Consider the following 19,620-nt stretch of genomic DNA (forward strand, 5'->3'; position numbering starts at 1 on the left):
AAAGGCGTAGGAAAAATTTCTTTACGCCTTTTTTTGATATTTTTCTTGTATAATGTAAGGTATCCTCTTGGTTATCACTTGCGGAAGTGATATGGATTGAAATGTGGTCCCATATGGCGTATGACACATATGGCATATATGTCACCACCTACAAAGGTGGTGTGGATGGAAATGCTGGAAGAGTCAATAGCTATGACTTTCAGCATCACCTCCGTTTTTAGAGGAAAAGGAGGAGAAATATTTTATGTCAAAGGCGGAAGCAGCAAGGAAATTGTATGAAGAATGCAAGGACATGGATATAGAAGAAACTATGGATTTAGTATTAAGTGCAGAAACAGAAGAAGAACAGGACTTTTTTTCTATGCTGAGTGATTTTATATTGCAAAGAAAGCAAAAGCATGTAATTGCCCAAAAGAGGTTTTAAAAGAGGAAATATATTTTATATGCTGGAGTAAATGACGCAGGAAAGTCAACATTATACATGACTACACATTATCAGGATATGATGCCGCGCATTAATACAGATGAAATATTGAGGGAATTCGGAGATTGGAAAAATACCTCAGATTTAATGAAAGCAGGCAGAATCGCTGTTGAACGGTTAAACTCTTACCTATCGGCGGGAATTACTTTTAATTAGGAAACAACCCTATGCGGACATTCGATATTACAGACAATATATAGGGCAAAGCAATTGGGTTATGTAATTGAATTGCATTATGTCTGTGTTGATTCGCCGGCGATAGCGAAAAAGAGAATTGCAGAAAGAGTGAAAATGGGAGGCCACGGAATACCGGACAAAGATGTTGAGAAAAGATTTGGGGAGAGTTTGAGGAATCTTCATAAAATTATCGATTTGTGTGATTTGGTCGCATTATATGATAACACAGATGAGTTTCGTAGGTTTGCTATTTATAAAAATGGTCAACTTATCAGAGTATCAAAGATTATTCCAAAGTGGTATAAAAAGTGGCAGGAAGAGTGTCATTAACTTGACACAAGCCTGTGTGCAGTAAACATTTTAGACTTTTTATCTGGTGTTCGATATTAGAACCCTGAAAGGCATGGCGTATGATTCGTCATGCCTTTTCTTTTAATGGGTTTTCATGTATAATGATATGAAAGAAAGTATATATATGAATAAATATAGAATGATGGTATATAAAAACGGTATTATCGTAATTGAGAATAGAAAAATGGTGGGTGATAGAAGAGGGGAGAGTATATATTACTGTGAAATATAAAATCTCGGTGCGGATCATAAGTGCACATTAAAATACTGGGAGATTCGCACTGAAAAAGATACTGGGAAAGGCAGAGATGTTGGTTTGGTTGTGGAGTTGATAAGTAATTACTGTATATTATGTACAAATTAGTTTTGTTTATATGTAGGTGATTTTGGGTATGATTGCTGTCACAGCCTGCGAGGGCTGTGTGGATTGAAATAATGAAATAGCTTGATACAGTATCCCATACACCGTCACAGCCTGCGAGGGCTGTGTGGATTGAAATTCTTTGGATATAGGAGGTTATAGCTTTGGTGATTGTCACAGCCTGCGAGGGCTGTGTGGATTGAAATTATGATGTGGTGGATAACGTTCTGGGAAAGGATTGTCACAGCCTGCGAGGGCTGTGTGGATTGAAATCTCGCAAAGAATCCTTTTGCACGGCCATATACCACGTCACAGCCTGCGAGGGCTGTGTGGATTGAAATTGTCAATTGTCTAGGCCTAGAATATATAGTATACGTCACAGCCTGCGAGGGCTGTGTGGATTGAAATCTTTACCTCTATTTCCTGGTATGTGATAGCCTTAGTCACAGCCTGCGAGGACTGTGTGGGCTTAAATTACAAAGTCTCCATAACAATTCTTAGTACAAAAACTCACATTCCACAAAGGCCATACGCATTGAAACATTCACTTGTTATTCAAGCAATTAATATACATTGACAATTACATATTGATAGTCAATCGATTTTGAGGTATTCTGATATACAGGAATGCAGGAAATTGAAACAATGTATTGTAGTAGAAAGGAGCATATATGGTAAAACTGGACGGATTCATGGCACTACTGACTGGGAGTTTCAATAATAGGGAACAGTATGATACATTGCGGAAAGAGGAAAATGGTTTTCCCTATGCGGAGCACATCAATACGGTCTGCAATGATAAAATCAGCAATATACCACCAGAATTTCAGGGGAAATTCATGGTGGAGGAGAGCATTTACGAGGTAAACGGAAAACGGCATTCGTCTTCCCATCTGTTCCTGTTTACTGAGCAACCGGAAGGAATTTTGCTGACTTCTTATGAAATCCCGGAGGGGAATGACAAAATGGTGTTTTCCTATAACAATATGAACATGGTGGATTTCCAATGCTTAAAGACTTCGGAGAAGTTTACGCCAGCGCTGTTTCAGGAGAAGGATGGTGTCTGGGAAGGGGGCAGTACCAGTATGTTTACGCCTGTGATGAAATTTCAGTTACTTGAACGTTTTTCAAAGGAGTGTCTGGAAGTATCCGAGACAATGGAAGTAAATGGAAAGAGGACGTTTGGCTATGATGAGCCAATCTGTTATAAGCGGGTATCGGAATAAATTCCACTTCAATGTGAATAAAAAGAACTACTAACTGTCAAATATGGGATTAGTAGCTCTTTTTTATTTCAATAGTTTAACATTTGTGGCAGAGCCTGAAAATGGACATACGGAGGATGTATCGCTATTCTTGTAATAGGTATCCATATGGCAGGAGGATGTGTATGTTTGTTTAAGAGAGATGGGGAATGAGGGCGTACCATTAAAATAAATATCAGTAATTCGGCCGCTGTATCGAAGTGTCATGAGTACAGTAAGTGCCATAATGCAGGCGCATGCCCAGGAGACCTAACAGCTCATAATATGTCTTTAGGTCTGTAACGGCTAGGGAAACAGTATCTATATATTCAGCTTTGTGACCGGAAAGGAATTAATGTTTACGTCTGGAAGATTTAAGGAATAAGAAAAGAACAAAAGAAACAGCCCTGTTATGATAAATGTAGGTAAGTGTATATGAATTCTGTTGGAAAGAGGAGGGCTCGCCATGAAAAGAAATTCAGTATCTGTTTTTATGATAGCAGGTCTGCTGTCTGTCCTGCTGTCCGGCTGCCAGGCAAAGGGAGAATCTGGAGGAGGAACTTCAGAGGTTGCATCGGAGCCGGTTATCAGCATGGAAGAGGGACATACCGAAGAGGGAAATGATGACAAGGGAGGAGAAAACACCGGAACGGAGCAAACTGGAAGGGAGAACCCAAAAGCAGGGCAGAAGGTGGAAACAGAGACAGACAAGCGGATTTCCGCTCTTCCATATCAATTTGTCAGGACGTATGGAATCTTCCAATCAGAATATCCGGTCTATGAACTGGAATCGGTTATTGAAACTAAGATACCCCAGAAAGAAAAATCACTGGTTTTGTCATCAGCTATCTGTCAAAATCAGGAATTGATAGTAAGTATTGTCATGGATGATTATTCGGAAGTCCGGGAAACCGCGGCTGGCGGGGATACATTGGAGGACAGCGGATATGAACTGCCGGGAGATGAGGGAATGGCTGCTTCAGGACGGTATCAGAATCAGCTTTGGGTGTCTGGGGAAGGCTTGTTTTTAACAGGACCTGGTATCCAGGAAGCCGGAATTAAACCTCAGGAGTCAGTATATGCTTCTTATCCCGATTATTTAGAGGCATATGGACATATGCGTTATTTTATTGAAGCAAGGTTTGAAATCCCATCCATATCTGAACATGAAAATGCTTTGACCGGATATGCGCTCCGGGTTCTCGATTTTGAAGAACCGCTGGAATTTGTCATGAAGCGCGCGTCTGAGTATGGGACGCTGGAAGAATTAGCGGCAGGGGAGCATGGAGGTATGGATACCCATGATGGCATCTCTATTATAAGTATGGGGGAAAAGGTAAAAGAGGGGATTTTAATATCCTGGTATGTGTACAGTGAAAGAGAAGGCAGGCAGATAAGTATTATTTACAAACCGCCATATCAGGAAATAGATTTACCAATCCTATCCGGCAAAGAGGAACAATATCCAATGAAGGAATTACCTGCCAATCCATATTGGATTAATTTAGGACAGTACAGGCTGTCAGATGTGGAAGGATATGGACGGCGTTACTCATGTCTGTTTGATGTCCCCCAGGATAATCAGAGCGGGTCTTACCGTATGGATATTCCTGGGATTACGTTCCTGAATCATGAAGAATCCCCTCACATTACGTTGGATATCCCGGATGATTATGAAGCATTAAACGAGGAAATCCCGTGGAAGGAAGGTTCCGTACGTATTTTAGGAATTACCAGGATGGAGCCGCAGTCTGTAGCGGTAACAGATGTGAAAGGGAAAGAAAAAGTAAGCGAGCGGCCTGCTGTATATATCGACGTGCAGGCAGCGCATGAAGATAAGGATCTTGCATTAAAGGGGCTGATCTGCCAGAGGAAGTTAAGGTGGACTGGGTGGGAACACGAACGATATGACTTCGACAAGGATGGCAATCTGAGCGGTTTCCGGGTCTTTTATGATGAAGGGGACAGTTCGGTAACACTCAAATTCAATGGGGCGGCATTTTACTGGAATCAGCCCTTTGTGATGGAAGTTCCATTGGGAAAATAGGAGACAGGGCTATGTCTGATGAGGATAAAAAAGATTTTAATGCCATGCTTCATGATGGCAGGGATATGCCAAAACTTCAGATAATTACAGACCAGAAAACCATTGACAGGTATGGCGGGGACAGAATGTATTTTGCCCCGCCAATGGAATATGATAGGATCATGAGACAGGTTCCTTATGGAAATGTAATTACAGTGGGAAAAATCCGTGAATACCTTGCTGAATTAAACGGGGCAGATTTTACTGAACCTATTACAGCCGGAATTTTTGTTTCAATTGCAGCCTGGGCCAGTTATCAGCGCTTGGATGATATAACGCCTTATTGGAGGACACTGAAAGCCAATGGGGAGTTAAATTCAAAATTTCCCGGTGGTATGGAAGCGCAAAAAGTAAAACTGGAAGCAGAAGGCCATACCATCATCCAAAAAGGAAGAACGAATATAAAATATTTTGTAAAAGATTATGAAAAGTCCCTGTTTGAAATAAGGTAATATGGGAAAGGTACCTAATTGCAGGAGTCAGGATACGGATGTTAATTGAGGCTTACTTGAACGCCTATATGAAATGAAGGGAATTTGCAGGACTGTAATCGATGCTGTCCATCAGAGCAAATATGATGACATGGAGGTAAGGGATAATATGCGGATTGTGGCAGTGGTTTTCATGCTGATCATTCTGTTGGGATTGTTTATCAATGCGGGAAGGCAGATTTATCTATGGCTTATGTTGCTATTTAAAGGTATGAACCAGCCCATATTCAGTGTGTTTTTTGGTTTACTGGTGCTGGCGGTCCTGGTGGTGTTTGTTGTCAGCCGTATACCTGGATTGGGTGCTTATCGGACCCTGTTCCTCATAGACCACTATGCGCTGGGGGCCTTGGCTTATGTGGTAATTGTCACCAATACGGTAAGCCTCCTTCTATTTGCCGCAAGGCTTGTCCATCTGATTCAAGCCCCAACGCCCCGCAGTGTGCAGATGATATCAGCCGCATTATCCCTGTTTCTGGTGACCGGGCTTACGGTCTATGGGACGGTTCACGCCGCAAATATTCAGACACGCCGGTACAATGTACGTATTGGACCGGAACAGGAGAAAATGGATACACTGCGCCTTGTTTTACTCAGTGATATACATCTGGGCTATGTAATTGAGGAAAAGCATCTTGCCAAGGTAGTTACGGCTGTCAATGCGCTTAAACCAGATATTATATGCATTGCCGGCGATATTTTTGATGGCGATATCACCTCGTTATCAAATCCTGAAAAACTGCAGGCATTGTTTAGGAAAATGGAATCAGGATATGGCGTATTTGCATGTCTTGGCAATCATGATGCGGGGGACGGTTACCGGCAGATGCTTGATTTTCTGGACGGGGCAGGCATCCGTGTGCTGATGGATGAAGCGGTGGTGATTGACCAACGGTTTGTGCTGGCTGGGCGGAGGGATTCATTTCCCATTGGCGCTCATGGTGATTCCCGCAAGAACCTGGAGGGACTGCCTGATGATAAATCCCTTCCTGTAATCGTACTGGACCATCAACCGGGAAATATTGATGAATATGGAAATGAAGCTGACTTAATCCTATGCGGCCATACCCACCAGGGCCAGATGTTCCCGTTCAATCTTATTACCAACGCAGTCTTTGATGTGGACTATGGGTATTACAGGGCTGGGGAGACAACGCCCCAGGTAATTGTCACTTCTGGCGCAGGAACATGGGGGCCGCCCCTGCGCGTGGCAACGGATAATGAAGTAGTAGAAATAAACTTGTTGATTCCTCACCTGGAATTGGAGCAGGAATAGAGGGCTGGATGAATCATTCCATCTGTTTATACTAACAACAGGAAAGGGGCGTTGCATATGGCTGTCTGCAATGCCCCTTTCTTATCCGCTGCCTCACATTTTCCTGCTACATCCTCACTGCTGGTATGGCCCTGGCTGCATATCAAACTCCGGATTAAATGCATAGAAGTTCCGGCTGTCCAGTTTCTCCTGGGTAATTCTCAGACATTCGCCGAAACGCTGGTAATGGACCACTTCGCGTTCCCTTAGGAACTTAATCGGTTCACATACGTCATAATCCTTCACGACCCTCAGGATGTTGTCGTAGGTGCTCCTGGCCTTCTGTTCCGCAGCCAGATCTTCGTGAAGATCTGTAATCACATCTCCCTTGGACTGGAATTCACAGGCATTGAAGGGGATGCCTGCCGCTGCCTGAGGCCAGATACCTGTGCCGTGGTCAATATAGTAAGGTCCGAAGCCCTGTTCTACCAGCTGGTCGGCGGTCAGGTTCTTGGTTAGCTGATGGACAATGGCGGCAATGATTTCCATGTGTGCCAATTCTTCAGTACCGATATCCGTTAAGGCGGCTTTACATTCATTATATGGCATGGAATAGCGCTGTGAGAGATAACGCATGGATGCGCTTATTTCACCGTCAGGGCCTCCATACTGGCTCATGATGAACTTTGCCAGTCTTGCATTTGGTTCCTTGATATTAACCGGGAACTCCAGTCTTTTTTCATATATCCACATATATCAGCACCCTCCTTCCCATGGCCATGGACCGTTGACCCAGCACCAGTATTGTGCATCCCTGCTGTCAGAGGCCCTCAAAGGACCGAATTGTGCTTCATATTCAGCTAATGAACAGCGGTATGCTTCAGCCATCTGATTTTGGTAGTTAATTGCCATTGCATCACAGGGATGGGTATCCAGATAAAGATTGGAATCAACAACGGCAAATCCTGTTTCATTTACCTGTTTCAACATCATTTCCCGTGGACTGTTAAAATCATAATTCATCATATGCCACACCTCCCGCAATGAAATGGAAGATTCAGGTCAGGGAAAATGGTTCCCTGTTCCAGCCCCTGTTCCGGGACGTAAGTGGGCTGCCACTGCTGCCAGGGCACGAATGCCATTGCAACCGGATATTGAATCATATCCGGATAATAGGATTGGCAGCTGGAGGGACAGCCGGATTGGCCATGGGGACAGGCAGAAACCTGTTCCTGGTCATAATTGCAGCATTCTCTGCTTATATCAGTGCATATATCCATAGATGGACGCTCCTTTCGATATTTATTCTCAATACCAGTTTATGTGACATGCTGATTTTTGTGACAACCCTGGTCAGGTCCTATGTTTTAGGTAGGGGTATATTTTGTTTCTGTATACAATGGTGTGGTTTGGATTGTAATCCATGGAAAGTATACAGAATTTCGGAAACATTTTGGATGGGATTATTTTATATGGGACGGGGCATAGCTGGTATGCAGCGCATGTGAGAGAAGAGGATGAACTGGCGGTGTATCTTGGAGGATGTAACGGTTTCATAAAGATATATGGTTCCGGGAAATCTGTGAAGATGGAGCTGATTAGGATTATAGGTCCGGTATGCCTGGTTAGGCGGCGGGGAGGGATTGATGCGGAAGGCGTTACATTTTCTTTAGGATGAAAGAGCATACCATATCTTAGGAGAAGCTGTATATAACAGATATGAGAAATGTTGGATGCATTTAAGATGGGGACAATGAAAATGATATCCTTTTCATATAATGCTGTACTGAGGGAATGGAAGAAGATGGTTATGATGGGTTTAGAAGGTAATGTGGAAAATGCAGGATAAGGGAATTTGATTGCAGCAGGAGTGGGGGATTGTTGACTACATCAGTTTTTGGAGTGAATTAAGATGGTGAGTTGTGAGAATCGTAGGAATCTACTTATTTTTTAAAGCTGGCTTGGTTTTCTTTGAAATCAGATTGGCTTTTCTTTTGTGGAAAAATTTTGTATAATGTTATACAAAAAGGAGTGTGTGCAGGAGTGGATGCAGAGGGTATGAATGTCAGGAAGCAGGTGATGGTGCGAATTATGAGTGCACATAAAATTCCTGGGGGATTCGCACCAATAAGGCAGGGCGGAAATTGAGGTTTTCTTAAAAAAAGAGAAGTTGTAAGAGGAATGTTATGCATTGTATATAATAATGTTTGTTGGAATTTTGTTTATGTTGGGTATTATTGCGGTCACAGCCTGCGAGGGCTGTGTGGATTGAAATCCTGAGTCCCATCAATCACGACATTATCCATCTGAAGTCACAGCCTGCGAGGGCTGTGTGGATTGAAATTACCAATGTACAGGGCAGCCAGCGCAGCCTTTTAGTCACAGCCTGCGAGGGCTGTGTGGATTGAAATAGGCAAGGTTTTGGATAAATGTAGCGATTGCTCCAGTCACAGCCTGCGAGGGCTGTGTGGATTGAAATCTTTTGGCAACTATACCCTCAAGTTTTTGATGCTGTCACAGTCTGCGAGGGCTGTGTGGATTGAAATAAAACTTGTATTGATATTTGCCTGGTCAAGAATTGTCACAGCCTGCAATGGCTATATAAATTAAAATCCATCCCAAGCTGTAAAGACCAAGAAAAAGCCAGAATCATCCCAATTAAGACAAATTAAAAAAACACCTCCATTCCCCACAGCATATGAAACAGGCTTGTGGAGGATGGAGGCATTTTCATCCTATAAAGGTATCTCCCGCTGGGATTTTAATGGTGACCAGGGTGCCGTCGTCAATGTTATAGTGAATGGAAGCGGCGCCCTTATAATATAATTGCAGTCTTTGGTAAACGTTCCTGATGCCGAAACCGAAGGATTCACTGTCATGTGCAAAACCGGAGTTTACCGCTTCCGCCAGGCTGGGTTTGAGAGGAAAACCGTTATTAAAAATCTGGAATATCAAAAATCCGTTTACCAAGGTGCAGGTGATATGGATGTATCCTTGCTTGGGGTAGCCGCGGATGCCATGCAGGACCGCATTTTCAACAATGGGCTGGAGGATGATTTTTATGATGGAATATGTAAGGCATTCCGGCTGGCATTTGATTGTATAGAGGAAGGAATGGTTACACCGGACTTCTTCAATTTTCAGGTAACTTTCCACGTGTTGGATTTCAGACGCCACATCGGTATATATCTTTCCTTTCTTTAAACTCAATTTGTAAAAATTACCCAGATTTTTTGCCATGGAATAGATTTCGTCATAAGACTTAATACAAGCCAGCCCGCATATGGAATCAATGGAATTATAGAGGAAATGCGGGTTGATCTGGGATTGCAGCAGGCGCAGCTCCAATTCCTGTTTCTGCAGATAGGTAGACTCCAACTGACAGATGTTTTCATTGATTTTCCGTGTCATCTCATGGAAACTGTGGCTGAGACGGCTGACTTCATCGCTGGTGGGAAGCGTTGACACAAAGGCTTCCAGCTGTGGAGCCGCAAAATCGTTGTCCGCCCCGGCAGAGGAGACAATCTGCGTCAGCTTCTGTACTGGTTCCAGGATATGCTTCAGGGACCGGTTGAACAGGATAAAGAGGGCAGCCAGGAAGAAAATGACAACGGCCATGATTTGGATATAGATGCCCAACATCTTATTTTCAACACCATTAAAGGGGGATGCGATGATTAAAAGCTGGTCAGGCATGGCGCAGGGGTAACTGGATACGCGGTACCGGCCCGATTCCAGCTGGGAATTGAAACGCAGACTGCTGCTGCCTGTCTGATCGTATAATGTGCCGAAGCTGCCGATGTAAGCTTGCGCACCCGGATGATAGATGAAATCCCCGCTGCTGTCCGCCAGAAAGGACAGGATTGGGCTGTCATCTTTTTCGCTGTAATTATTAAAGATAGCGGATGGGTCATACATAAGGCGCAGGTATCCAATGGGTGACAGGGTGTTTAAATCAAATAGGGGTGTATAAACCTCCAGTACTGGCTGTGAGGGGATGCCTTCAATACCGGTATACATGCGGATGAGCGGGGATGTCTGGGCTTGGGACAGCATATGGCTTGTATAGTCCCTGTATTCCTTTGTGTAATGGACATTGGTGTCATAGCTTCCGATGGTTGCAATCTCCTGGTAACGTCTGTCATACAGGGTGATGCCCTGCACATGGTTTTTGGTGAGGCGTTCGCTCTCCGCATAGGAGACAGCATCGGCGATGTCATGAATATCCACTGAGTCTATTAGAGGTGAATAGGGATGGCTGTTGGATGCAGTCAGCAGGATGCGGACAGGGGAATTGAGGGAGAAACGGACCGCTATCCCGTTAATCTCCTTATTCAGGGTGTCGATGTTATTGTTGATGGTACCCGCTACCGCATCCATTCCATCATCCATCTGCTGCTCAAAGATACGGAGGGACACTACAAACAGTATGATTGCAGTCAGGATGGAGATGGATACAATGGTGCCTAAAAACAGAAGTATGATTTTTGTTTTCAGTGATTTAATCTGCATGATCAGGGCACCTCGTTTCCGGTTCGGTAAGGCAGGAATCCCGCAGCTGTGAAAAGGAGAGGCCAAAGTAATTCTTGACACATTTCCCAAAGTAAACAGGATCCTTATAACCGCACATGGAGGCAATCTCTGACATTTTCAGATGACTGCTGTTAATCAGGGTCAGGGCAAAGGCCATGCGTTCCTTTTGGATATAACTGTTCAGACCGATGTTCTGGCTTTTTTTGAAAATGTGGCTCAGATAGGATGCATTGACATGCAGTTCATTTGCCATCCGTTCCAGGGTCAGGTCGCTGTCATACATATGCTGCTGCAGATAGTGGAGTGAGGCGTTTATGATGGGCCCATTGGCGTTCTGGCTGTCCGGCATCTGGCTTATCAGGCCGGATAGGGAGGAGCACATCCATTTTTCCAGTTCCATGACCGTTTCCAGGTGGGAAAATGAAGATGTGGCATCCTGCAGGAACTGCTGCTCTAACAGAATGCCGCGGCTCTGCAGATAATAGGAAGCCTGGATAAATACATCATAGGACTGTGCTTTGAGAAATTGGAAATTGGTGGATGGCTGTATGGAACAATAGTATCCCTTCAGTGCCTCGGACAGGATACCGGATTGCCCTGTCCTGAACGCGTTAAGGATTTCCTGTTTGGGAAAGTAAAATGGGGTCTCGGACAGGCGTCTCATAAGCTGGGAATCGTAAGGGATGAAAGACCTGCTTCCCAGGATGAATTTGAGCTGGATGGCGTCCTCTGCCTCCCGGAGCAGCTGTTTGACCTGATAAATGCTTCCCATGGAACTCAAACCGATGGATATGCTTAAATCCAGCAATGAGCCGTCACATAGCGGACGGAACACATGGGAAGGATGTGGTTCCCCCAGCAGGATCACGGTCAGACGGTTCCAGTCATTATAGAATACGGCAGGCTTTGTGGAAGTCTGTTTTAGCAGGGCGGACTGAATCTGGGATTTCATAAAGTCGATATGATTATGGTTTTTCAACACTTCATAGAAGTTGTCAATCTCTATGACAGCACAGCAGCTGGCGTGATTCCCCAGGATATAGGATTCATCCCAGAAGTCGGGGACGGACTCCGGCCTGTCCAAAAGATCAGCCAGTTCGGACGACGAGTGGTGGGGAAGGATTTTTAAGCGGGTTGTTTCCTGGTTTTCCAGAATCTGACGGTGCGCTTTGGACAGACATTCGGTCAGTTCCTTTGAATCAATAGGTTTAAGCAGGTAGTCAAACGCGCCGTGCCGGATGCCGCGTTTGGCATATTCAAATTCACTGTAACCGGAGATGATGATGACATGGACTGACAGGTTATGGGCGCGCAGCTGTTCCAGGGCGTCCAATCCGCTGACAATAGGCATATTGATATCTAAGAGCAGCAGGTCGGGCAGCATTGTCTGACATGCTGGCAGTATCTGGTCACCTGTATCCACCTCACCTATAATCTCAAAGCCTAATCCGTTCTAGTCCACACAGTTTTTCAACATGATACGTACCAGGTATTCGTCATCGGCTAACAGTACTTTCAGCATATATCAATCCTCCTGCAATGTATTTTAACAATGTCATTATAGGATTTTAGTGAAAATGTGTCAATATACAGCTATAGGTGAGGGGGTTTTATGTGCGAAATGCCAATAAAATGACCTGTGTTTCCAAAAAAATTCCATTGTCCCAATGCCGGAAAAAAAGTATTCTTTTAGCATAGAGAAAACAATGAAGGGGGAAGGATCAATGAAAGGAAAACAAATCATCAGCTTACTGGCAGCCGCTTCCATGACCATGGGATGCCTTACCGGGTGTGGCGCCGGACAGGAGACAGTGACAGGGGGAAGTACGGAACAGGGGAGTACGGCCCAGGGCAGCCAGGGGGCCGGTTCATCTACTGAAAAGGTGGTGCTGCGGCTGAGCATGAACATGACATTAGGGTCTAAAGGGATTGTGGAAGAGGTCATGAATGACGTCCTGAAAGATTATCCCAATGTGGAGCTGCAGGTAGAGGAGACGGCCCAGGACAGTTACGTGTCCAAGATGGCCATGGATGTATCCACGGATAATGTGGCGGACCTGGTGCAGTACTGGCGGCCTGATTCCACTACCCACGGCTGTCCGAAATATATTGAAAAGGGAGCCTTTGCAGATCTGTCGGAGCTTTTGGGGATGGAAGCATTTAGGGACCGGTTTGCGGACCATGCAATGAAAACATGCACCGTTGATGGCAAGTTCTATGCGGTGCCTATGGAATACTCATTTATCATGTTCCTGGCCAATAAGGAGATTCTGGATGACTGTGGCCTGCCGGTACCGGAAACGTGGGACGAACTATTGAATTCCATGGATGTCCTGAAAGAAAACGGCTATATTCCATGGGGCGTGTCCACCAAGGCATATGCCAGCGCCTGGGAGCGTCCGCTGGGATATATCTTATCAAGGTACACAACCATGTACGGCGAAAACGGAACACTGAACCTGTTTGGCGGAAAGGCGCATTTTACATCAGAGGAGGCTGTAAAGGCATCTGAGAGCCTGGCACAGCTTGTAAGCGGAAACTGCGCGGTGGACAGCATGACACTGGATGATTCCCAGGCCACCTCCAAATACATCAACTCCGGGCAGGCCTGCTATTTTATCAACGGTTCCTATTCCATGCCTCAACTGTCGGATGAGATTAAGGAGAAAATGGTAGCCCTGCGGTTTCCTGAGATACCGGGGGCGGAAGGGGACACGGGACATATACAGGATAAGAGCCTTACCAGTGTATTCTATGTCAGCACGAAAGCATGGGATGACCCGCTTAAAAAAGAAATACTCACAAAGTTTTTTGAAAGATATACAAGTCCTGAGGTTGCGGGAAAACTGTTCGCGCAGACCGGTTCCTTAGAGCCGATTAACAATCTGGAAATAGGGGATACGGAGGCTGACCGGGTATTTCTGGAAGCAAAGGAACTGGCCGATGATGCAGAACAGATTCTCTGGTTCTTGAGCTACGGTGATGCCAACAAGCGTGATTCGTTCTACAGCTTTTATACGGAACTGTGGCTGGGAGATATCACCGGAGAGGAATTTGCACAGAAATGTGAAGAACTGTTCTATGAGGAATAGGCTGTTGGCCGGTGCTGTGTTCCCTGCAGGAATCCTGCAGGGAACACGCTTTAGAAAGGGGGATTCCGGATGGGGATATTAAAATTCAAGAAGGGGCTGTCATTGTATCTTCTGCCTGCGATGCTGATTTACTCTGTATTTTTTATCTATCCGTTTGTACAGACGCTGTACTATAGTTTTTTTGAATGGGACGGCATTTTTGAACCTGTTTTTAACGGCATTAGGAATTTTAAAATACTGTTGAATGAACGTGTATTTCAGGAAAGTGTCCTGAGGGTCATTAAGTGGGCCGTCCTGGCGGGCATACTGCAGTCCGGTATCGGTCTGGGCCTGGCATTCTTACTGAGAGGAAAGGCAAAGTGCAATTCCTTTTTCCGCTCAGCCTATTTCATTCCGGTGGTCATAAGCTCTGCGGCGGTCTGCGTCATGTTTACGGTTATGTATGATAAGGATATAGGACTGATAAACGCATTTCTGGGTGCAGTGGGGCTGGACGGTTTAAAGCATGTATGGCTGGGGGACCGGTCGGTAGCATTTTATGCCACGATTGCGGTGCCTATATGGCAGGCCATGGGTCTTTTCATAATGATTATGTTTTCCGGGCTGCAGTCCATCCCGGAGGAGCTGTATGAGGCAGCGCAGATTGACGGCGCAGGCCCATGGAACCTGTTCTGGAGGATTACCGTTCCATTGATGCTTCCTATTATCCAGATCTGTGTGGTACTTAGCGTATCCAACTCATTCAAGAACTTCGATTATATTTATATGCTCACAGGGGGCGGACCGGTGAATTCCACCCAGGTTCCGGCTACCATGATGTATAGCAAGGCTTTTGCGGGCATGCAGTATGGTATGGGGACGGCCGTTGCGGTGGTTATCTGTGTGCTCAGCGGTATCTTTGTTACGGCAGTCAGGGCGGGCTTTGCCCGTCTGAATGATTAGATGGGGGAGAAAATATGAAGAGAAAAAAGGTGAAGATATCCGCGGCTGTGAAATATGTACTCCTGTCCGCCTATGCCCTGGTGACGGTTTTTCCGCTTTTCTGGACATTTACCAATTCATTCAGGACGAATGACCAGATTTTTTCCGCAACCGTCCTGTTGCCGGAAAGTTTTACCTATCTTGTCAATTATGTGAACATACTGAAGGAAAATATACTGGGAGCTTACTGGAATTCCTTTTCCCTGACCGTGGCAACACTGCTCATCATGCTGATTTGTGTCATCCCGGCTGCGTTCCTGCTGTCCCAGTACCGGTTCAGGATGTCCAGGTGGCTTCAGAACCTGTTTGTCATCGGAATCATCATTCCCAGGCTGGCCATTCTCATTACCACGTTCCAGAATTTCAACACCTTTGGATTCTTAAACCACAAGTATCCCATCACCCTGTGTTACGCTGCGTTTGAGATTCCCATGGCGGTTTTTCTCATGGTGGGATTCATGCAGTCGCTCCCCGGGGAGATTGCCGAGTCAGCCATTATCGACGGGTGTAATTCCTTCCAGGTACTCACCAAAATCATTATGCCCATGAGCCAGAATGGTATTGTGACGGTCATTATCCTGTCATTTGTCAGCATATGGAATGAATACGCATATGCAATGGTGCTGCTGTCCAACAACAAATTCCATACCCTTCCCATGCTCTTAGCTTCCGCAAAGGGGGAATTCTTTGTGGATTACGGCCTGCAGTGCGCCGCGGTCATGGTGGCGGTGGTACCCATCATCGTGGTGTATATCTTCTTACAGAGAAAAATTGTGGACGGAATGGTGGCAGGGGCCGTGAAAGGGTGAAGGAACAGCAGCCTGGAAGTGGAAACATGGCATAGCGGGGATATTGCAGATGGCGAAAGGAAGGGGATTATATGAAATGGTGGATGGAACACAGGTTCCGTATGATTCAAAATAATCTAAGGGATATTGATGCGGACCTGGACATTGACATGGAGATAAAAAAATTGAAGGAATTCGGCGCGGATGTGGTACAGATCGGATGCGGGGGAATCAGTGCATTTTCACCATCCGGGCTGGACTGCCAGGTCCCAAGTCCGTATCTTAAAAATGATATGTTCGGGACACTGGTAGAACGGTGCCACGATAACGGCATAAAGGTGATTGCCAGGTTCGATGTGAGCAAGGTCCATGAAAGCCTTGGAGACATCCATCCGGAATGGCTGTCCAGGCGGGCGGATGGTTCTGCCATCTGTTTTAACGATACGGTGGCTGCCTGCATAAACGGTGGATACCAGCAGGTCGAGGCCCTGGAAATCATAAAAGAAATATTGGGGAAATATCCGGTGGACGGTATTTTCTTTAACATGTTCGGCTATCAGACGAGGGATTATGACAACCGGTATGTGGGCATCTGCCAGTGTGAAAACTGCAAAAGACGGTTTTTAGGGATGTACGGGGAAATGCTTCCAACAGAAGAAAACGAGGATGACCCCATATACCGCAGATATAGGGAATTCAAAGAGTATACGGTCAGGGATATCCTGGAGAAAATCCGCAGGACCATTGATTCGGTCAATCCGGAGATTGCGCTGAGTACGTACAGCGGGCATTGTGTGGATATCGTAAGAACGGAGTCCAACTCGGCGCTGGACCGTCCATACCCTTTCTGGATTTATTCCGCTTCTGACAATACGGCGTCGGTGGAGGGGACATTTCCTGGAAAGGTATCCAGCAACTGTGCCATCAACGCAGTGGATATACCGTACCGTTTCATGGGGGTATCACCGTTCCTGAACCAGATAAGGCTGTATCAGAATATGGCAAATGGTTCCAATCTGGACTGGTGTATCATCGGGGCATTTGAGGATTATCCTGACAGGAAGAATTATGACGGTGTGAAGGAGGTATTCCGGTTCCAGAAGCGGTATCAGGCTTATTTTGATAATCTGCGTTCTGATGCAGGGGTACTGCTGGTACAGCCCAATCCGCCGTATGAAACGCAGTTTTCTTCGGAGTACCGGGGCGTGTTCCGGATGCTGAAGGAGGCCCATATCCAGTTTGATGTAATCATGCAGGATGGCCTGGACATGGCGGCTGAACACCTGGAACAATATAAACTCATCATTCTCCCGGGAATTGAGGATGTGGACAGCCGGAATTTTGCCCAGGCCCTGAAATCGTCAGACGCAGTGATTCTGGCCACAGGATGCAGTTTCAGACACAATGGGACGCTTCTTAAGGAACTGTTTGGGCAGGCGCTGGCGGAAAAGGTGGAACCAGTGAGAGGAAGTTATATCCTGACCCAGCCCAAAGACATGTTCCAATCATTTCAGGAACAGGACTGGATTTATATGGACAGGGAATTTTACCGGATGCAGGGAGAGGGAAATGCCATACTCCCCTACGTGTCCGCTGCCATGTACGGCCCTCCGGAACGGTGTTTTGGACATGAGGTCACGGAGATTCCGGGTGGTACCATCTATAAAGAAAAGAATATTTATCTTCCATGGCAGCCAGGAACCCTTTACTATCAGCATGGATATGAAGCATTTAAGGATATCATACTGGACATAATCCGCAATATGGGGTGCCTGGAGGATGATTTCATTGTCACCGCGCATAAAAGCCTGGAGGTATTTTATGGTCCGTGCGGAAAGGGACAGTATCTCCTGCAGATGATTAACCTGAGTGGATTTAATGGTACCACGGTTTGGGAACCCATTAGCCAGCAGGCTGGGTTTGGGTGGACGGGTAGGATTCCGGACCGCATATGGGAACTGGGTCAGGAAGGAGCTGTTCTCCAGGAGGGTACGGATAAGCTGGTTATTTCATCTATTGGTACATATCGGGCGTATCTGATAGAATTTGGACAGGAGGGCAAGGACAGATGAGTGGAATAGAGTGGAAACAACTGACAATCGGGCATTTGTCAAGGAATAAGTACTGGGGTGAAAGTGACAGCCAGGCTTACCATCCTGTCCTGGCCACTACAACCGTTATCCGGGATGGGGATACCGTAATCCTCGCAGACCCCTCACAGCCCTTTGAGGAAATGAAGGCAAAGCTGAAACAATACTGCGGGCTGGAACCCGGGGATGTGGATATTGTGTTTGCAACCCATTACCATGGGGATCACAGGGTGGATATGGGGATGTATGAAAATGCGGTGTGCTACATGTCACAGGCCAGTATCCGGGACATGGAGTCAGCCAGGGAAAAAGCGGCGGGGGATGACAGCCTGGCATCGTTAGTGGAAGGGGAGATTGACAGGTTCCGTCCGGCTCCCGGCCAGCTGACAGAGGGTGTCCGGCTTTACCCTCTTCCGGGACATACTCCTGGTTTGACTGGCTTGATATTCAAAAGCCGTGGCAGATCCGTCCTTGTGGCGGGTGATACTATCATGGGGCCGGAATATTTTGAGAATCTGGATGGATACTGGTTCAATGAAGACCTGGATGAGACGCGCAGAAGCATCAGGAAGGCGGCCAGGGATGCTGATATCATAATACCGGGACATGGGGATGCATTTGTGGTTTCGGAACACCGGCCCGGGATGAAGGAAATGCATTTGTCATGGAGAAGACTGAACCTGCCGGGCAGTCAGGGCTGCACCTGCCTGATTCAGGATGGGGGAAAGAATATGGTTATCAATCCCTTAGGGGATGCGGAGGGGCTGGAGGAACTGCTTTACAACCGAAGCGGCCTGAAGGGCAAGGATGTGGGGGCTGTCATATTTACGGATGGGACAAAGTATGATTCCGGGATAGGCAGAATATTCCCACGGGCTGAGCTTCTTCTCCCGGAACAGCTGGATGAAAGACTGTTAATGGGGCTAAAAGAAGCGTTTCATCGGTTAGATCCGGATGGGACTTTGTTTATATAAAGCATATGACAGGCATATGTAGACTGGATTATGCATATGTCGTGTATGAGTCAGTGTTGGACTTTTCTTTTGTGGAAAAACCTTGTATAATATTGTATGGAAATAGATTTATTCTCAGGGGAAATGGGAAATTTTGGTATTTTGGAGTCAATGAAGAAGATATATAAATGTTAGAAAGCAAATGATGGTGCGAATCCTAAGTGAACATAAAATTACTGGGGGATTCGCACCCGGCATAGTAGGGTGGAAATTGAGGCGTTCTTTATTTTCATGAGAATTTGGAAATGGACTTTATGAATTATATGTAATAATGTTTGTTGGTATGAGGTTTTTGTTGAGCATAATTGCTGTCACAGCCTGCGAGGGCTGTGTGGATTGAAATCCCCATCAAATTTGAACAATACACAATACAAAAGTCACAGCCTGCGAGGGCTGTGTGGATTGAAATATTACTTGGCTGGATTCTGAACCAGCCCATCCTGGTCACAGCCTGCGAGGGCTGTGTGGATTGAAATTTTGCCAAATATCATAATGAGTTTATACGGATTCCGTCACAGCCTGCGAGGGCTGTGTGGATTGAAATATATCCCTTCTTTCTATCATCATCCCTGGCTGCAGTCACAGCCTGCGAGGGCTGTGTGGATTGAAATTGTGTGTTCATGTTCCTTGCTGTCTATGCGTACCGGTCACAGCCTGCGAGGGCTGTGTGGATTGAA

At 45.8% G+C, this 19,620-nt stretch carries 15 protein-coding genes and 3 CRISPR repeat arrays (1 of these 18 cut by a window edge); of the genes, 10 read left to right on the forward strand and 5 right to left on the reverse strand.

Annotation, left to right across the window (positions count from 1 at the left end; translation table 11 throughout):
• The first annotated feature begins 244 nt into the window (after window positions 1-244).
• The 5 genes from MCJ35_RS02475 (at window position 245) to MCJ35_RS02500 (ending at window position 6,467) form a co-directional block, all read left to right on the forward strand.
• Window positions 245-424 carry a hypothetical protein gene (locus MCJ35_RS02475; RefSeq protein WP_117560450.1) on the forward strand — a complete coding sequence of 60 codons (180 nt, stop codon included), beginning with the start codon at window positions 245-247 and terminating at the stop codon, window positions 422-424.
• Window positions 425-1,413: 989 nt separating this feature from the next.
• Window positions 1,414-1,848: direct repeats of the CRISPR family, unit length 33 nt; unit sequence GTCACAGCCTGCGAGGGCTGTGTGGATTGAAAT.
• A 196-nt stretch (window positions 1,849-2,044) separates the two neighbouring features.
• Window positions 2,045-2,599, forward strand: a complete 555-nt coding sequence (locus MCJ35_RS02485) for a hypothetical protein (RefSeq protein ID WP_025483179.1) — start codon at window positions 2,045-2,047, stop codon at window positions 2,597-2,599.
• Between the two features lie 484 nt (window positions 2,600-3,083).
• Window positions 3,084-4,664: a hypothetical protein gene (locus tag MCJ35_RS02490; RefSeq protein WP_025483177.1), complete on the forward strand. Its 1,581-nt coding sequence runs from the start codon at window positions 3,084-3,086 to the stop codon at window positions 4,662-4,664.
• A gap of 11 nt (window positions 4,665-4,675) precedes the next feature.
• Entirely contained in the window at window positions 4,676-5,155 is a 480-nt protein-coding gene (locus MCJ35_RS02495; protein ID WP_025483175.1) for an MGMT family protein, read from the forward strand.
• A 73-nt stretch (window positions 5,156-5,228) separates the two neighbouring features.
• A complete protein-coding gene (locus MCJ35_RS02500) occupies window positions 5,229-6,467 on the forward strand; it encodes a metallophosphoesterase (RefSeq protein WP_240299337.1) in 1,239 nt (412 codons plus the stop codon).
• Window positions 6,468-6,581: 114 nt separating this feature from the next.
• Here the strand turns inward: MCJ35_RS02500 and MCJ35_RS02505 are convergent, their stop codons facing one another.
• The 5 genes from MCJ35_RS02505 to MCJ35_RS31795 all read right to left on the reverse strand — a co-directional run bounded on the left by MCJ35_RS02505 (window position 6,582) and on the right by MCJ35_RS31795 (window position 12,414).
• Window positions 6,582-7,199: a manganese catalase family protein gene (locus MCJ35_RS02505; protein WP_008721773.1), complete on the reverse strand. Its 618-nt coding sequence runs from the start codon at window positions 7,197-7,199 to the stop codon at window positions 6,582-6,584.
• A 3-nt stretch (window positions 7,200-7,202) separates the two neighbouring features.
• On the reverse strand, window positions 7,203-7,472 hold the full coding sequence (locus MCJ35_RS02510; RefSeq protein WP_008721775.1) for a spore coat protein CotJB: 270 nt from the start codon (window positions 7,470-7,472) through the stop codon (window positions 7,203-7,205).
• Window positions 7,469-7,726, reverse strand: a complete 258-nt coding sequence (locus tag MCJ35_RS02515; RefSeq protein ID WP_025483171.1) for a spore coat associated protein CotJA — start codon at window positions 7,724-7,726, stop codon at window positions 7,469-7,471. Before MCJ35_RS02515 ends, MCJ35_RS02510 begins: the two co-directional genes overlap by 4 nt.
• Window positions 7,727-8,688: 962 nt before the next feature.
• Window positions 8,689-8,992: direct repeats of the CRISPR family, unit length 33 nt; unit sequence GTCACAGCCTGCGAGGGCTGTGTGGATTGAAAT.
• A 184-nt stretch (window positions 8,993-9,176) separates the two neighbouring features.
• Window positions 9,177-10,958: a sensor histidine kinase gene (locus MCJ35_RS02520; protein ID WP_025483169.1), complete on the reverse strand. Its 1,782-nt coding sequence runs from the start codon at window positions 10,956-10,958 to the stop codon at window positions 9,177-9,179.
• Entirely contained in the window at window positions 10,948-12,414 is a 1,467-nt protein-coding gene (locus MCJ35_RS31795; RefSeq protein ID WP_353656098.1) for a response regulator transcription factor, read from the reverse strand. Before MCJ35_RS31795 ends, MCJ35_RS02520 begins: the two co-directional genes overlap by 11 nt.
• 289 nt (window positions 12,415-12,703) lie before the next feature.
• Here MCJ35_RS31795 and MCJ35_RS02530 point away from each other — a divergent pair, with 289 nt between their 5' ends.
• The 5 genes from MCJ35_RS02530 (at window position 12,704) to MCJ35_RS02550 (ending at window position 18,904) form a co-directional block, all read left to right on the forward strand.
• Window positions 12,704-14,071, forward strand: coding sequence for an ABC transporter substrate-binding protein (locus MCJ35_RS02530; RefSeq protein WP_025483167.1), 1,368 nt, complete (start codon window positions 12,704-12,706; stop codon window positions 14,069-14,071).
• Between the two features lie 69 nt (window positions 14,072-14,140).
• Window positions 14,141-15,013, forward strand: coding sequence for a carbohydrate ABC transporter permease (locus MCJ35_RS02535; protein ID WP_025483166.1), 873 nt, complete (start codon window positions 14,141-14,143; stop codon window positions 15,011-15,013).
• 14 nt (window positions 15,014-15,027) lie between these two features.
• A complete protein-coding gene (locus MCJ35_RS02540) occupies window positions 15,028-15,861 on the forward strand; it encodes a carbohydrate ABC transporter permease (RefSeq protein WP_025483165.1) in 834 nt (277 codons plus the stop codon).
• 71 nt (window positions 15,862-15,932) lie between these two features.
• Window positions 15,933-17,912, forward strand: coding sequence for an alpha-amylase family protein (locus MCJ35_RS02545; RefSeq protein ID WP_025483164.1), 1,980 nt, complete (start codon window positions 15,933-15,935; stop codon window positions 17,910-17,912).
• On the forward strand, window positions 17,909-18,904 hold the full coding sequence (locus MCJ35_RS02550) for an MBL fold metallo-hydrolase (RefSeq protein ID WP_025483162.1): 996 nt from the start codon (window positions 17,909-17,911) through the stop codon (window positions 18,902-18,904). Before MCJ35_RS02545 ends, MCJ35_RS02550 begins: the two co-directional genes overlap by 4 nt.
• A 349-nt stretch (window positions 18,905-19,253) precedes the next feature.
• Window positions 19,254-19,620: a CRISPR direct-repeat array (repeat unit 33 nt; unit sequence GTCACAGCCTGCGAGGGCTGTGTGGATTGAAAT) (it continues 944 nt past the right edge of the window).

The sequence above is a fragment of the Enterocloster sp. OA13 genome (assembly GCF_022440595.1).
In the GTDB taxonomy this organism is placed as follows: Bacteria; Bacillota; Clostridia; order Lachnospirales; family Lachnospiraceae; genus Enterocloster; species Enterocloster hominis.

Bases quoted from the DNA above. Each gene is read 5' to 3' on its own strand.
- MCJ35_RS02545 (WP_025483164.1), top strand. From the start codon at position 15,933: ATGAAATGGTGGATGGAACACAGGTTCCGTATGATTCAAAATAATCTA.
- MCJ35_RS02495 (WP_025483175.1), top strand. From the start codon at position 4,676: ATGTCTGATGAGGATAAAAAAGATTTTAATGCCATGCTTCATGATGGC.
- MCJ35_RS02475 (WP_117560450.1), top strand. From the start codon at position 245: ATGTCAAAGGCGGAAGCAGCAAGGAAATTGTATGAAGAATGCAAGGAC.
- MCJ35_RS02540 (WP_025483165.1), top strand. From the start codon at position 15,028: ATGAAGAGAAAAAAGGTGAAGATATCCGCGGCTGTGAAATATGTACTC.
- MCJ35_RS02485 (WP_025483179.1), top strand. From the start codon at position 2,045: ATGGTAAAACTGGACGGATTCATGGCACTACTGACTGGGAGTTTCAAT.
- MCJ35_RS02510 (WP_008721775.1), bottom strand. From the start codon at position 7,472: ATGATGAATTATGATTTTAACAGTCCACGGGAAATGATGTTGAAACAG.
- MCJ35_RS02550 (WP_025483162.1), top strand. From the start codon at position 17,909: ATGAGTGGAATAGAGTGGAAACAACTGACAATCGGGCATTTGTCAAGG.
- MCJ35_RS02500 (WP_240299337.1), top strand. From the start codon at position 5,229: ATGAAGGGAATTTGCAGGACTGTAATCGATGCTGTCCATCAGAGCAAA.
- MCJ35_RS02520 (WP_025483169.1), bottom strand. From the start codon at position 10,958: ATGCAGATTAAATCACTGAAAACAAAAATCATACTTCTGTTTTTAGGC.
- MCJ35_RS02505 (WP_008721773.1), bottom strand. From the start codon at position 7,199: ATGTGGATATATGAAAAAAGACTGGAGTTCCCGGTTAATATCAAGGAA.
- MCJ35_RS02490 (WP_025483177.1), top strand. From the start codon at position 3,084: ATGAAAAGAAATTCAGTATCTGTTTTTATGATAGCAGGTCTGCTGTCT.
- MCJ35_RS02515 (WP_025483171.1), bottom strand. From the start codon at position 7,726: ATGGATATATGCACTGATATAAGCAGAGAATGCTGCAATTATGACCAG.
- MCJ35_RS02535 (WP_025483166.1), top strand. From the start codon at position 14,141: ATGGGGATATTAAAATTCAAGAAGGGGCTGTCATTGTATCTTCTGCCT.
- MCJ35_RS02530 (WP_025483167.1), top strand. From the start codon at position 12,704: ATGAAAGGAAAACAAATCATCAGCTTACTGGCAGCCGCTTCCATGACC.